This window comes from Methylophilaceae bacterium, from assembly GCA_018398995.1.
Taxonomy (GTDB): Bacteria; Pseudomonadota; Gammaproteobacteria; order Burkholderiales; family Methylophilaceae.
The window spans coordinates 1,528,857-1,543,730 of the sequence record CP073759.1 but is presented as its reverse complement, the minus strand read 5'-3'; the positions used below and the strand labels follow the sequence as shown (position 1 = coordinate 1,543,730).

16 protein-coding genes, 2 tRNA genes and 1 pseudogene are annotated in these 14,874 nt (G+C 39.1%); 17 read left to right on the top strand and 2 right to left on the bottom strand.

The genetic code is table 11. The features are described 5' to 3' along the window. Window positions 1-11: 11 nt before the first annotated feature. On the bottom strand, window positions 12-956 hold the full coding sequence (locus KFB94_07920) for an ATP-binding cassette domain-containing protein (GenBank protein ID QVL45181.1): 945 nt from the start codon (window positions 954-956) through the stop codon (window positions 12-14). Between the two features lie 222 nt (window positions 957-1,178). On the opposite strand from KFB94_07920, the gene KFB94_07915 reads away from it, so the two are divergent. The 13 genes from KFB94_07915 (at window position 1,179) to KFB94_07855 (ending at window position 11,169) form a co-directional block, all read left to right on the top strand. Continuing rightward, window positions 1,179-2,864 (top strand): tetratricopeptide repeat protein, encoded by a 1,686-nt coding sequence (locus tag KFB94_07915; GenBank protein QVL45180.1) that lies wholly within the window; start codon window positions 1,179-1,181, stop codon window positions 2,862-2,864. A gap of 18 nt (window positions 2,865-2,882) precedes the next feature. Continuing rightward, window positions 2,883-3,521 (top strand): outer membrane lipoprotein LolB, encoded by a 639-nt coding sequence (gene lolB / locus KFB94_07910; GenBank protein QVL45179.1) that lies wholly within the window; start codon window positions 2,883-2,885, stop codon window positions 3,519-3,521. 4 nt (window positions 3,522-3,525) lie between these two features. Beyond that, window positions 3,526-4,377, top strand: a complete 852-nt coding sequence (gene ispE, locus KFB94_07905; protein ID QVL45178.1) for a 4-(cytidine 5'-diphospho)-2-C-methyl-D-erythritol kinase — start codon at window positions 3,526-3,528, stop codon at window positions 4,375-4,377. A 7-nt stretch (window positions 4,378-4,384) separates the two neighbouring features. Next, window positions 4,385-4,461 (top strand) — tRNA-Gln (locus tag KFB94_07900). Between the two features lie 87 nt (window positions 4,462-4,548). Further along, complete coding sequence (locus tag KFB94_07895) at window positions 4,549-5,484, top strand: ribose-phosphate pyrophosphokinase (protein QVL46629.1); 936 nt, start codon at window positions 4,549-4,551, stop codon at window positions 5,482-5,484. 69 nt (window positions 5,485-5,553) lie between these two features. Beyond that, the gene (locus KFB94_07890) at window positions 5,554-6,219 is read left to right on the top strand and encodes a 50S ribosomal protein L25/general stress protein Ctc (protein QVL45177.1); all 666 of its coding nucleotides are present in this window, start codon (window positions 5,554-5,556) and stop codon (window positions 6,217-6,219) included. A 76-nt stretch (window positions 6,220-6,295) separates the two neighbouring features. Continuing rightward, complete coding sequence (gene pth / locus KFB94_07885) at window positions 6,296-6,874, top strand: aminoacyl-tRNA hydrolase (GenBank protein ID QVL45176.1); 579 nt, start codon at window positions 6,296-6,298, stop codon at window positions 6,872-6,874. Between the two features lie 187 nt (window positions 6,875-7,061). Then, window positions 7,062-8,147 (top strand): redox-regulated ATPase YchF, encoded by a 1,086-nt coding sequence (ychF, locus tag KFB94_07880; protein ID QVL45175.1) that lies wholly within the window; start codon window positions 7,062-7,064, stop codon window positions 8,145-8,147. Between the two features lie 125 nt (window positions 8,148-8,272). Further along, a tRNA-Met gene (locus KFB94_07875) sits at window positions 8,273-8,349 on the top strand. Window positions 8,350-8,479: 130 nt separating this feature from the next. Then, window positions 8,480-9,754, top strand: a complete 1,275-nt coding sequence (locus KFB94_07870; protein ID QVL45174.1) for a hypothetical protein — start codon at window positions 8,480-8,482, stop codon at window positions 9,752-9,754. 317 nt (window positions 9,755-10,071) lie between these two features. Beyond that, window positions 10,072-10,344, top strand: coding sequence for a hypothetical protein (locus KFB94_07865; protein ID QVL45173.1), 273 nt, complete (start codon window positions 10,072-10,074; stop codon window positions 10,342-10,344). A gap of 28 nt (window positions 10,345-10,372) precedes the next feature. Then, window positions 10,373-10,663: a hypothetical protein gene (locus KFB94_07860; protein QVL45172.1), complete on the top strand. Its 291-nt coding sequence runs from the start codon at window positions 10,373-10,375 to the stop codon at window positions 10,661-10,663. 89 nt (window positions 10,664-10,752) lie between these two features. Further along, window positions 10,753-11,169: a hypothetical protein gene (locus tag KFB94_07855; GenBank protein QVL45171.1), complete on the top strand. Its 417-nt coding sequence runs from the start codon at window positions 10,753-10,755 to the stop codon at window positions 11,167-11,169. A gap of 174 nt (window positions 11,170-11,343) precedes the next feature. Here the strand turns inward: KFB94_07855 and KFB94_07850 are convergent, their stop codons facing one another. Further along, the gene (locus KFB94_07850) at window positions 11,344-11,940 is read right to left on the bottom strand and encodes a site-specific integrase (GenBank protein ID QVL45170.1); all 597 of its coding nucleotides are present in this window, start codon (window positions 11,938-11,940) and stop codon (window positions 11,344-11,346) included. A gap of 785 nt (window positions 11,941-12,725) precedes the next feature. Between KFB94_07850 and KFB94_07845 the strand changes: the two genes are divergently transcribed. The 4 genes and pseudogenes from KFB94_07845 (at window position 12,726) to KFB94_07830 (ending at window position 14,856) form a co-directional block, all read left to right on the top strand. Then, window positions 12,726-12,887 carry a hypothetical protein gene (locus tag KFB94_07845; protein ID QVL45169.1) on the top strand — a complete coding sequence of 54 codons (162 nt, stop codon included), beginning with the start codon at window positions 12,726-12,728 and terminating at the stop codon, window positions 12,885-12,887. 7 nt (window positions 12,888-12,894) lie between these two features. After that, window positions 12,895-13,083 (top strand): annotated as a pseudogene (locus KFB94_07840) (AlpA family phage regulatory protein). An 8-nt stretch (window positions 13,084-13,091) separates the two neighbouring features. Further along, entirely contained in the window at window positions 13,092-13,280 is a 189-nt protein-coding gene (locus KFB94_07835) for a hypothetical protein (GenBank protein QVL45168.1), read from the top strand. Between the two features lie 301 nt (window positions 13,281-13,581). Further along, window positions 13,582-14,856 (top strand): hypothetical protein, encoded by a 1,275-nt coding sequence (locus KFB94_07830; protein ID QVL45167.1) that lies wholly within the window; start codon window positions 13,582-13,584, stop codon window positions 14,854-14,856. The last annotated feature ends 18 nt before the right edge of the window (window positions 14,857-14,874 follow it).

The following is a 14,874-nucleotide window of genomic DNA, read 5'->3' as shown; positions in this document are numbered from 1 at the left end:
AAGCAGCCACTTTAAGCAGCTTGTTCTTGCGAACTCTCTTGATAAGTGAGTTGAATAAATACATCTTCTAAGCTCGTTTGATCTGGCGCTATTTGATACAAGCCCCAACCATTTTTAACTGCGGCCTCTACAATTGCCTCATGTGGTTCAGCACCATCTTCTATCCGAATGCGAACCATATGATTGTCGGCCATCTCCACCTCAGCAACACCTTGAATACGCGCTAACACAGCAAGTTCGGGTAAGTGTTTAAAACCAACTAATAATTTATTACCCATCCGCTGGCGTTTTAGCACATCAATGTCACCATTGAATACTAATTTTCCTTGATCAATAATTTGCACATGATCACATACCATTTCAACCTCTGGCAGAATATGAGTAGAAACAATCACACTATGCTCTTGCCCAATTTCTTTAATTAATGCACGGATATCACGGATTTGTACAGGATCCAAACCAACCGTAGGCTCATCTAAAATCACCACCATAGGATTGTGAATAATCGCTTGTGCAATACCAACACGTTGTTGATAGCCATTTGATAAATTTTCAATCAAGCGCTTACTCATATGTCCTAAACCGCAACGCTCTTTCGCAATTTCAACTGCTTTTTTAATTTGCTTACGTTCCACATTGTGTAAGCGTGCCGCAATAGTCAAATATTCGTCTACGGTAAACTCTTTATATAATGGTCGCATTTCAGGCAGATAGCCGATGAGCTTTTTCGCCTCTTTGGGATTTTCCATCATATCAATCCCACAAATTTTAACGCTACCTAAGCTTGGTGCTAAATTGCCTGTTAGCATTTTCATGGTCGTCGATTTACCTGCGCCGTTGGGACCTAAAAAACCCAATACTTGACCCTTGGCAAGATTGAAACTCACATTACTGACCGCAGCGCGCCCACCATAAAGACGCGTTAATTCAATTGCTTCAACTGTAAAATGATTCATAAAGTCTAATCCACGATATTTTTTATTAATGCCTAATTGCATAAAACAAAATCACAGAACCTAAATCGCTGGATAAGTTTCATGCAAAAAGTTATAGTATGTTTAATTAAGCGCTGCTTTTTAAAGCCAAATACGCAACAACCTTTAATTATGGATGAACTTGTATGAACTGTCACGGACTAAACAAGACATTTATTTCAATGTGTTGAATATATTAGCAAAATGAAAAACATGAAAAAATTATTTTTAATGACGTGCATAGCCATAGCCAGCATTGGTTCTGTCTTTGCAGAAGCAGATGGCGCAGCCAACCCAACCATCACCACCGCAAATCCAGAATTTATCTATAAATACTTATTAGGTGAAGTGGCTGGTCAGCGTGGCGACTTATCTTTAGCCAGCCAACTATTTTTAGACCTTGCCAACAAAACCAGAGATGCGCGTTTAGCAGAACGCGCGGCTAAAGTGGCCGCTTATGGTCGCCATCAAAAACTTGCGCTAGATGCAACAACACTTTGGGCAGAGCTTGATCCCTCATCTTTAGAGGCACAACAAGCATCCAGCCAAATGTTGATTTCTACGGGTGATGTTGAAAGTGCAATGCCACATATCAAAAATTTGCTCAGCAAAGATGATACGCGCAGCAATACTTTTTTATATCTCAATGATTTACTCAGCAATCAAACAGACAAAAAACAAACCCTGGCTATTATCAAGAATTTAGCCGAGCCCTATCCAACATCAGCTGAAGGTCATTTTGCAGTTGCAAAAGCAGCTTGGCTAGCAGAAGACCCTATCATAGCTAAAAATGCCATTGCCACTGCGATAAAATTACGCCCTGATTGGGAGGTTGCTGCATTAGTAAAGGGTCAAATATTAGGACAAGAATCCTCAGACAAAGCCATTACTTTCTACAAACAATATCTAAAAAATAACGCCCAGGCGAATAATGTGCGTATGGATTATGCCAAATTGCTCGTCAGTTTGAAGCGCTATAGTGAAGCAAAGCCAGAGTTTATTAAACTGACCGATATCGAAAAAGACAATCCAGACACGAACGCCGTTGTAGGATTGTTGTCGTTAGAAGCAAATGAATTTGACATGGCCAATCAATATCTACAGCAAGCACTGGATAATGATTTTAAAGATCCAGAACAACTTTATATTTATCTTGGCATTATTGCTGAGCGCAAAAAAAATGATAGCAAGGCATTGGAATGGTATTACCAAGTACCAAAAAATAACCCCCATTTCTTAGATGCAAGACTGGCTGTTGCGAGCGTAATTGCACGTACAGAAGGCACAGATGCGGCAATTAGCATGTTAAACAAATTAGACGAATTAACATCAATGCAACAAATTACTGTTGCTCAGGCGCAAGCAAGTCTGCTCGCACAAGAGGACCGTCATCAAGAAGCGTTTAATCTCATCGAAAAAACAATAAACACTGTCTCCAATACACCACAATTAATTTACGACTATGCGATGGCAGCTGAGCGTATTGGCAAACTTGATTTAATGGAAAATGAATTGAGAAAAGTGATTCAGTTGCAACCAGACTTTGCCGCCGCCTATAACGCGCTAGGTTACTCTTTTGCAGACCGCAATATCCGTTTGAATGAAGCCAAAATATTGATACAAACAGCGCATAAATTGTCACCAAACGATCACTATATTTTAGATAGTTTAGGCTGGGTGGAGTATCGTCTAGGTAATTATGAATTAGCCATCGAATATTTACGCAAGGCGCACAGTATTCAACCAGATCCTGAGATATCAGCGCATTTAGGCGAGGTTCTATGGAAGCAAGGCTTGCAAGAAGAGGCAAAAAAAGTATGGAACGAGGCACTAAAACTGTTCCCAACCAATAATATCCTAGTTAGCACAGCTAAAAAATTCAAAGGTTAATCGCAAGCGTAAGACAACATGACAGCCTTTCACAGTAATACGCTTGTCTTGTGCTTTCTTGCGCTTTCATTTACTGGATGTGCTGCATTCAAAACCCAAAACACGCCCAGTACAACAACCACAGCCTCTGAGGCAGCTATTTTGCATGCGCATCATATGGTATTGGTTTCCAATATCGAGCAGTTTTCTATTACTGGCCGTTTAGGCGTCACAACTCACCCCAAAGGATTCTCGGGCAGAGTAGCATGGCAACACAAAGCAGATGGCGACAATATTGATATCTTCTCTCCAATAGGTGGAAAAGTTGCCCATATCATCAAAACAGATGACCAAATACTGCTGACTAATAGCAAAAATGAAACCATCACTGCACCTGATGCTGAAACACTAACAGCACAATCGCTCGGCTTTAAATTGCCATTAAGCGGATTAAGTTATTGGGCTTTGGGGCAACCTAGCACAATAGGCCTAGCTGCTTACATAACATGGGATGATGAAGGCCGAATTCAACATTTAAAGCAAGATGGCTGGGATATTACTTATCGAGACTATGTATTCAATGATGGTTATTTTTTACCTAAGAAAATAACATTACGATCAGACGAATTAATCATCAAGTTAATCGTTGAACAATGGTCTGACCTACAAAGTAGATAACGCAATGTCTGATTTTCACGATTTTCTTGCGCCCGCAAAAGTAAATGTATTTTTACATGTTACTGGACAACGTCCAGATGGCTATCACACCTTACAAAGCGCTTTTCAACTCTTAGATTTTTATGACACCGTTTCATTAAAACCAACCACCGGTAATCAGATTACACGCATTACACCTATGCATGGCATACCTGCACATGACGATTTATGTGTAAGAGCAGCACAAGCCTTGCAACAAGCATCGGGTTATCAACATGGTGTAGAAATTAAATTGGAAAAACATATCCCAATGGGGGGTGGCCTTGGTGGTGGTAGCTCAGATGCAGCAACGGTATTACTTGCGCTCAACCAATTATGGGGACTTCATTTAACACGTGACGCACTAATGAAAATTGGCTTATCATTGGGTGCTGATGTGCCATTTTTTATTTTTGGGCAAAATGCATGGGCAGAAGGCATTGGAGAAATCCTAACACCATTGACCTTACCAGCGGCATACTATGTTGTTTTAACACCGCAAATCCAAGTATCCACTGCTAAAATATTTACACATTCTAGATTGACAAAAGACACGAAACCATTGAAAATAGCGGACTTTTCAAACGGTGCAAATTCTAGTTTGTTTAGAAATGACCTTGAAAAAGTAGTTTGTGAAGAATTTACAGCAGTTGCGTCTACCCTTGAGTGGCTTAATCAATATGGTCAAGCGCGCATGAGCGGATCGGGTGCATCTGTATTTGTAGTGGTTGATTCACTAGCAAAGGCAAAGTCAATTTTTGCAAAAAAGCCAACCAGTGTACAAGGCTTTGTTGCAAAAGCGTTAAATCAGCATCCTTTGTATGAGTTAGCAACATAAAGTTTTTTGGGGAGTCGCCAAGTTGGTTAAGGCTCAGGGTTTTGATCCCTGCATGCGAAGGTTCGAATCCTTCCTCCTCAGCCAAGATTTAAACAGTCAAAAGCGTGTAGATTCATTAGATTTACACGCTTTTCAATTTTAATAAGGATGCATGTGGCAGCGAATAGCAACATGATGGTATTCACAGGGAATGCGAACCCAATTCTAGCCGAAGAAGTTGCTCAGAACCTTGGTATTGAGCTTGGCCGCGCAGACGTTGGCCGATTTTCAGATGGCGAAATTATGCTAGAAATCCTTGAGAATGTGCGCGGCCGTGATGTGTTCGTGTTGCAGTCAACTAGCCATCCAAATAATGATACCCTGATGGAAGTCATGGTCATGGTTGACGCCTTGCGTCGTTCATCAGCTGGCCGCATCACCGCCGCTATCCCCTATTTAGGCTACTCAAGACAAGACCGTCGTCCGCGCTCTGCTCGTGTAGCCATCACAGCTAAAGTAGTCGCCAATATGCTTACTAGTGTTGGCGTGAATCGTCTACTAACCATGGATTTGCATTCAGATCAAATACAAGGCTTCTTTGATATTCCTGTCGATAATATCTACGCAACTTCTATCTTGCTAGACGACTTAAAAAAATATCAATATAAAGATTTGGTCGTCGTATCGCCTGACATTGGTGGTGTGGTTCGTGCTCGCGCTGCCGCCAAACAATTAGGTGCAGATTTGGCCATTATTGATAAGCGCCGGCCTAAACCAAACGTGGCAAAGGTGATGAATATTATTGGTGAAGTAGCTGGCCGTACTTGCGTGATTATGGATGACATGGTCGACACTGCAAACACACTTTGCGAGGCAGCGGCAGCATTAAAAGAACAAGGCGCACTAAAAGTATTAGCTTATGCAACGCATCCCGTATTATCGGGTTCTGCTGCAGAACGCATTGCCAACTCTGCGCTAGATGAATTAGTCGTGACTAACACGATTCCATTGAGTGAGGCATCAAAAAGCTGTCAAAAAATCCGTCAGCTCAGTGCTGCCGTATTGTTAGCAGAAACCATTCGCAGAATTAGTAAAGAAGACTCTGTTTCTTCTTTATTTATGGATTAATGAGCATCGTTTTCCTGTTATCTGGTCGCGGATAACAGATTTTTATGTAGTAAATTAAGGAGCAATACAATGAGTATTAATATTAAAGCAACCAAACGTGACGTAAAAGGTACGAGTGCGAGCCGCCGCCTACGTCGCGCTGGCAGTGTTCCAGGTGTCATTTATGGTGGTGAGAGCCCAGCTATTCCATTATTATTTGATCATAAAGCGTTATTTATGGAATTTCGTCATGAAGCATTCCATGCGTCTATCCTAAACCTAGAAATTGATGGTAAAAAAGAAGATGTTTTATTGCGTGACTACCAATTACACCCAGTTCGCAACACCATTCAACACGTTGATTTTCAACGTGTTTCTGCAACTGAAAAAATTCACGTTAAGGTACCTTTCCACTTCATCAATGAAGAGACTTGCCCTGGCGTTAAAACAGGTGGCGGTAATATTGCCCACATCTTAAACGAAGCGGAAGTAAGCTGCTTAGCTAAAAACTTACCAGAGTTTATTGAAGTAGATTTAGGCGCACTAGAAGCAGGTGAATCAATTCACCTGTCAGAAATCAAATTACCTGAGGGTGTTGAGTTTGTGCAACTAGCACATGGCGCAGACCCTGCAGTGAGTTCAGTCAATAAACCACGTGGCGCTAGCGCAGATGGTGAAACAGCCGCAGCAGCACCAACAACATTGGTTGGTGGCGAAACAGCTGAGGGCGACACAGCTGCAGATGAAGCTGAGTAAGCAATAAGTAGTAAAATGACGCGTGCTCTAGTAATAGAGTACGCGTTTTTATTTGTATAGGCCATTAATTAACATCATGAAAAATGCCATTAAATTATTTGTAGGGCTAGGCAATCCTGGTGATCAATATATCACTACCCGCCATAACGCCGGCTTTTGGTGGGTTGATTTAATTGCTAATCAAACCAGCAGCAAATTAACATTAGATAGCAAAATGTTTGGCATGGTTGGCAAACTTAATCCTCATCGGGATAAATGGTTGCTTAAACCAAACACCTATATGAATGCAAGCGGAAAAGCCGTTGCCGCGCTGGCAAACTATTACCACATTACGCCAGAAGAGATTCTGGTGATTCATGATGAGCTCGATTTGCCAGCTGGGCAAAGCAAGCTTAAATTTGGCGGTGGGCATGGTGGGCATAACGGTCTAAGAGATATTCATGCCGCATTAGGCAACAGCAATTACTGGCGCTTACGCATTGGTATCGGCCACCCTGGCGATAAGCATGAAGTTGTCAATTATGTATTAAAAGCGCCAAATAAAGATGAGCAAAATGCAATAGACGAAAGTTTGATGCAAAGTAGCCAAGTGCTCAACGAGATTTTGAGCGGAGCGTTTGAAGCCGCCATGTTAAAATTGCACACCAAAAAATAACCGTCAGCTGTCATTCCGTGCGTGACACGGAATCCAGTGACTTGTAATGACGTAAGACGCTGGATTCCGACTTTCGTCGGAATGACGAGCTGGATAGCATGAAACTGCAATCTAAATGGAAACAAATTTCGTGCAAGGTCAAGACGAAGCCAACGCAGTAATCGATTGAAAGACAGAGAGAAAAGATATGAAATGTGGAATTGTTGGACTACCTAACGTAGGCAAAAGCACCCTATTTAACGCCATTACCAAGGCTGGTATTGCAGCTGAAAACTACCCTTTTTGCACAATTGAGCCCAATGTCGGCATTGTAGAAGTACCCGATCCGCGCATGCAAGCGCTGATTGATATTGTGAATCCACAAAATGTACAACCTGCCATTGTTGAGTTTGTAGATATTGCTGGTTTGGTTGCAGGCGCCTCAAAAGGCGAAGGTTTGGGTAACAAATTCTTAGCCAATATTCGTGAGACCGATGCCATTGCCCATGTTGTACGCTGCTTTGAAGACAGCAATGTTATCCACGTTGCTAATAAAATCGACCCGCTTTCTGATATTGAAGTGATTAATACAGAACTTGCACTAGCCGATATGGAAACAGTAGAAAAGACGCTACAACGTGAAAGTAAAAAAGCAAAATCTGGCGATAAAGATGCCATTGCAACCGTCAAACTATGTGAAAAAGTACAGACACACCTAGATTCAGGTGCGCCCGTGCGCACGTTAGACTTAGATGAAGACGAAAAACAACTACTCAAACCACTTTGCCTAATCACCGTAAAACCCGTGATGTATCTGGCCAACGTAGACGAAACTGGCTTTGAAAACAACCCGCATCTAGACAAAGTCGTCGAACTCGGTAAAAAAGAAAACGCCCCTGTCGTGTGCATCTGCGCAAAAGTTGAAGGCGAGATTTCAGAGCTAGACGAAGAGGACAAACTCCTCTTCTTAGAAGAACTAGGTCAAGAAGAACCTGGCCTAAACCGCGTCATTCGCGCCGCCTACAGCTTATTAGGACTAGAAACCTACTTCACTGCTGGCGTTAAAGAAGTACGCGCATGGACGATTAAAAAAGGCTTCACCGCCCCGCAAGCAGCCGGCGTCATCCATACCGACTTTGAACGTGGCTTTATTCGCGCAGAAGTCATTGCTTATGATGAATATGTAAAAAACAAAGGCGAAAAAGGCGCACAAGAAGCAGGCAAAATGCGCCTAGAAGGCAAGGAATATATCGTGCAAGATGGTGATGTGATGCACTTTAGATTTAACGTGTAATTACCCCAAGCCGCCAAACGCTAAATTATAGACAATTCATGGTTTTTACTTTGACAACTCGCCTTCAAAACACTAGAATTGCGGGCTTGCTGAAATCTAACAATTTCATAGCAAAACAGTTTCACGGTGATGTAGCTCAGCTGGTTAGAGCACAGGATTCATAATCCTGGGGTCGTGGGTTCAAGTCCCACTTTCACCACCAATACAAGCGGCTTACAGCAATGTGAGCCGCTTTTTTCTTTGTTGCACACTCGTTGCACATTTCTTATTGTTCTTTTTGTCATAAAAGCGCATAGTTAACATCATACTGTTTAAGCATGTATTTTTACTAAATGGCACAATTATCAGCTAGTTCTATACAAATATTAGATGGCAAAATTACGCTTACTAAGCGTAGTCACAGCAGTGCTTGGCAAATGCGCTACAAAATTGGCAGTATGTGGTTGCGACAAAGCACAAAAGAAATAGACTTAAAAGAAGCGAAAGCTGCAGCAGAAGAAGCATACGTTATTGCTAAAGTAAGGCATAAAGAAAACATGCCAATCATTAGTAAACGCTTTGACGCTGTAGCACGACTAGCAATTAATAAAATGCGTGTGCAGTTAGATGCAAAGCAAGGTAAAAAAGTATACGAAGACTACATACGTGTTACTAACAACTACCTTATCCCATTTTTTGGTAATCACAATATTACCAACATCACTTATCAACTAATCCATCAATACGCAGTTTGGCGTGATGAAAAGATTGGGCACAAAGCAAAAGCTAGCACCATTAGTACGCACAACTCAGCACTTAATAAAATATTTGACGAGGCGATGCTGCACAACTATATGAGCAAAGCGCAAATCCCACAGCTTGTTAATAAAGGCGAAAAAGGCACAAGACGCAGTGACTTTACATTAGACGAGTATAGATACTTGATTACGTTTATGCGCACTTGGGTTAATGAGTTTGAAGGTAAAAGAAAAAAAAGCATAGAGATGCGTGAGCTACTACGTGACTATGTATTAATACTTGCTAACACAGGAATGCGACACGGCACTGAGAGTTATGGACTTAAATGGAAGCACTTAAGTTGGCATAACAAAAATGGTAACCAAGCATTAATGTTAAGTGTTGATGGCAAAACAAATCAGCGTGAATTAGTAGCACGTAGGAATTGTATTGCATACTTCAAACGCATACACAGCAGAAGTGAAGATATACGACATTTAACATTTGAGGAATTGATGGAAAGTGGTATGGACAAATACGTGTTTAGGTTAAGTGATGGCACACGCACTAAAAACTTGTCACAAACTTTTGAAATACTAATGCGTGATAGTGATTTGCTAGTAGATAGAAGAACAGACACAAACAGAAGTTTATATAGTCTGCGTCATACATACGCTACATTTGCTTTGTTATATGAAGACATAGATGTGTTTACTTTAGAAAAGCAAATGGGCACTAGCGTTGAAATGATTAGAAAACATTATGCACATATTACCGCACGTATGTATGCAGATAAATTGAGTGGTACTGATTACGAAAAAATTAAACGTGAACGCGAAGAAGGGATTAGATTATTGAATGAAGCTGAAGAAGATGACAAAGCTGACTAAAAAATAAAATTTAATGCTAACTACTTTTTTCTAACCCCTACCACTTTTTAACAGCAATAAAAACTCAGTAGTTCGATTCAAATTAGCAATATATTGGTGGAGAATAAGACATATTCTTATCTGCACAGTATTGAATGATAAGGCATAGTTAAAATAGTCTACAACGCATTTGATTTTCAAACACTACTCAGCACTAGAATATTACTAAAATAATAGCTATTTGATAGCTTAATGTTAGCGACAGACTATTGAATTATTTAAATTAGTAGCGCATTATTTGATTAAAGCATTTCAACACTAACAAAAGGAGACATAACGTGGTAACACGCAAACGTAGAAGCATTGATGAATTGATTGCAGCACAAGAAGCAAAACTTAAAGAATTGAAAGCAGCTAAGCGTAATGCAGCTAAAAGTAAGAATAAAGAACTGACACGTGAAAGTGAAGGTATGGAAGCATTATTAGCAATGTTAGAACAAGTGGCTAGTGCTAACAAAGTTAAGAAGCCTATGCTGATACGTGCTATTGCGCAGTTTACACGTAGTGGTTTGAAGTTTGTTGATATTAAAACTAAATCAAATAATCAATAAATCTAAAATAATAGAAAGATAAAAATAAATGAAAATTAAAATTGGCAGTATTATTCTTTTATCTATTTTAATTTTTCTCACTGCTTGTAAGGGTGAACGAGACAAAGATGAATTAATATCTTTTGTACAAGATAATAAATTTAAAGGTTCACCAATTGTCTTTATGGAAAGATATGGGGAGTATTTAGATGAATGGTGGAAGGTAACAATATATTTTGGTTATGGTGATAATTATAATTGGGAGACTTGTTTAATGGATGCAGAACGCTTTAACTTGGAAGTTAAAAAAGACTCTTTTAGATGCGTCTTATCAAAATGATATTTGAATAATATTATTAATTTAATAACTCCTTATTTAATTTTTGATAAATTTTAACGGTTATTTTTTTATATTAATCATTAGTCTTAATGCCAAAAATAAACAACCTACATAAAACAGAACGATTGCAGCAGCGTATTCAACAGCTTAAAGATGGTGAAGATGTTGCGATAAGAGAAATAAACTCTTTGTTGTCTGCACAGCAACAGCAGTTAGTAGATAGCACTTGGCGTGAACACTTGGCACAGCGCAAAACAGATGCACTAGCAAAGAGTGAATATAAAACAATACGTGATATACGTATTGCAGTGCTGACTGACATATTGGATGAAATGCATTTGAATGCATTAGAAGATATTCAGCACTTACAGCATAAGGGTGAAGTGAAAGCAGCGAAGGTATTTTTAGATGCTTATTTTGAAGCTGAAAAGAATGGTAAGAACGCAATGTCAAGTGCAAACATTGCACTGCAGCGCAATCACTTCAACACTGTAAAGAAACGATGAAATTGCAGTTTAAGTAAATGCTGACTTTTTTGTGTTCGCTGTCCGTTTATTCAGTTGTTCGTTCGTTGTTCGTTCGTTGTTCTTTGTTCGTTCGCTGTTCGTTCGTTCACTTGTTCGCGCTGTTCGCGCTGTTCGCGAGCATTAGAAAAAAGTCTGCATTTCGATAAACCATCATTAAACTAACTCTACTGCTGCACGTTTCATATCAGCAGTAACATCAATGTAACGTTGTGTTGTCTGCAAGTTTCTATGTCCAACCATCTCCATCAACACTTTAAGTGGCACTGACTTGTTGCTGAGCTTAGTAATAAATGTTCTGCGTCCACTGTGACTGCTGCATCCATACAATCCACTGTGCTTATATAACATAGTCATAGTGTAAGTTAATGTGTTGGCACTAAAGCCTTCACTTTTTTGTGTCATAAACAATGGCTTGTTGTATATGTGGCTATATGCAACTGCAGTTAATTCCTTTTCACTAAATCTTGTCAATAAGTAATCTTTAATCTCTTTACGTAGCTTTTCAGCTAATACTACTGTGCGTGCAAATCGTCCCTTTGTTTGTTCAGCAGTCAAATTGATTTCATTCTTAACAGTGCCATCCACATTCACAACATCTTTAACATTAAGTGCAGCAACTTCACCAATACGCATACCACTCCAATATGTCAGCAATACTATAGCCCTATCACGTGCAGCATATTTACGAGTGCTGATGTATAGCAGAAGTAAGTTAAGTTCTTTATCATCTATAGTGCGTGCTTGTTTCATATCAACTCCTAATAAACAAATAATTTAGTAGTAGTTATTGTGTTTTCTTTGTTTCTTTTTTCCTACCACTATTTGTCATTGTATTTAGTAGTATTATTTCCTGTTTATATATAATAGGTTAGCTGTGATATTGGTTGATAAACAAAGGTATTGTAGAATAGCTTTGGTTTAAGTAAGAGCAAGCTAACGCTTGCTTGCTTGCACAAAAGCTATCGCTTTTGTTTAGCACTTATCTTCTTTCTTCTTACTCTTTTAGTAGGGCTCACAAGCCACGCCGTTATTACGGCGTAGCACATTGATTACCTTTTAGTTAGGTGTTACAACTGATATCACACAACTTGATTAAACAAGATAGGTAGGTTTTGCTATCACCTATTACGTGCACGTCATACGCAACACTAATGCAGCCATATCAGTAGCTATTGCATTTGTGTTTGTGGGTTAAATTGTGGCAATCCCACTCACTTCAGCTTTAAATTAAAGCCTATATTCATACATCTCTGTATTACCAACCATATACAACATCACAAACGTCATTGCACATAGGTGCTGCGTTTAAGGCATCCAAAAAGGGTAGTGTGATGAGGCTGAGTGCAAGCGACTCATTGCATACCGTCACACATTTAAGAACGGACTCTGCAGCACTATTACATTCGGCGTGCTAACCTTATGCTTACTGTTATGTTTATTTATACAAACAAAAGGAAATGTGAATTAAATTGGTTTTGGTAGGAATTAGTTTGTGCTGACACTACTATTTGTGATTTAGTGTGAGGGCAAATACTATGAACACGTATAAATGTTTAGTTAAAGTAGAAGTGACTAAAGTGATTAAGACAACTAAAGATGTGGTAATACAAGCTAATGATGCACACAAAGCAAAGCTGCAATTAGAAGCTATGTATGGACGAGTGAATGTTGTGACTTATCCAACATTAGTTAGGTAAGGTGGTTATGACTGAAGATAGATATATACGAATTAAAGAGCTTGCGATAATGCTAAGCATTTGAAGAAGCACAATATATAAACTAATGAAAAAAAATCAATTCCCACAGCGAATCAAACTTAGTGAAAGAACTGTTGTTTGGCGATTAAGTGTGATTAACGAATGGATAAAGGAAAGAGAAAAGTTAGATAGATAAATATTTGTATGAGATTTTACGAATTTACTATTAAGCCACTTACGCCACAAAAAGCACAAATTAATGCACTAAAGCAGCAGAAAGAAAGAGCGACAACTGCATTAAAGAATGAGCGAGTAAGGCAACAGAAACAAAAGGCTGTTGCTGCTATACAAAAAAATAATCAAACTATTGCTAAGCTAAACCGTAACGTCTAATTGTGCGTTTTTTCTGCATGTATATTACTGCATAATACTTGATTATTCATTACACATTCTATTACACACCATTTAATAATCACTTTTAAGTCAATTTAATTAAAGACTTATTACTAGTATTCGCAATTCATAATCCTGGGGTCGAGGGTTCAAGTCCCTCTTTCACCACCATTTTACGGGGCTTACAGCGATGTAAGTCCCGTTTTTCTTTGTTGCACACTCATTACACATTTCTTGTTGTTCTTTTTCTCATAAAAGCGCATAGTTAATATCATAACTTTTAATCACGTATTTTTACTAAATGGCACAATTATCAGCTAATTCTATACAAATATTAGATGGCAAAATTACGCTAACTAAGCGTAGTCACAGCAGTGCTTGGCAAATGCGTTTTAAGATTGGTAATAGATGGTTAAGGCAAAGCACTAAAGAAAAAGATTTGAAAGAAGCCAAAGCTGTAGCAGAAGAAGCATACGTTGTAGCCAAAGTTAGGCATAAAGATAATATGCCTATCATCAGCAAACGCTTCGATGCTGTCGCACGTTTAGCTAACAATAAAATGCGAGTGCAGTTAGATGCTAAACAAGGTAAAAAAGTATATGAAGATTACATACGTGTTACCAACAATTACCTTATCCCGTTTTTTGGTAATCACAACATTACCAACATCACTTATCAATTAATCCATCAATACGCAATTTGGCGTGATGAAAAGATTGGACACAAAGCAAAAGCAAGCACCATCAGCACACATAACTCAGCACTTAATAAAATATTTGATGAGGCGATGCTGCACAACTATATGAGCAAAGCGCAAATCCCACAGCTTATTAATAAAGGCGAAAAAGGTACTAGACGCAGCGACTTTACATTAGATGAGTATAGATACTTGATTGAGTTTATGCGCACGTGGGTTAACGAGTTTGAGGGCAAAAGACAAAAAAGTATTGAAATGCGTGAATTGCTACGGGACTATGTGTTGATATTAGCTAACACAGGTATGAGACACGGAACTGAAAGTTATGGACTTAAATGGAAGCATTTGAGTTGGCACAACAAAAACGGCAAGCAAGCATTGATGCTAAGCGTTGATGGAAAAACAAAGCAAAGAGAGCTTGTAGCACGTAGGAATTGTATTGCATACTTTAAGCGCATACACAGCAGAAGCGAAGACATACGACATTTAACATTTGAGGAATTGATGGAAGGTGGTATAGACAAGTACGTGTTTAGGCTAAGTGATGGCACACGCACTAAAAATTTGTCGCAAACTTTTGAAATACTAATGCGTGATAGTGATTTACTAATTGATAGAAGAACAGGCACAAACAGAAGTTTGTACAGCTTACGTCACACCTACGCCACATTTGCTTTGCTGTACGAAGACATTGATGTATTTACACTAGAAAAACAAATGGGCACTAGCGTTGAAATGATTAGAAAACATTATGCACACATCACTGCACGTATGTATGCAGATAAGTTAAGTGGCACTGATTACGAGAAACTAAAAGCTGAAAAAGAACGCGCGCTTGAAGTATTGAGTAAAAGTGAAGATGAAGAAGACAAAAAATAAGCGTCAAAAAAAGCAAAT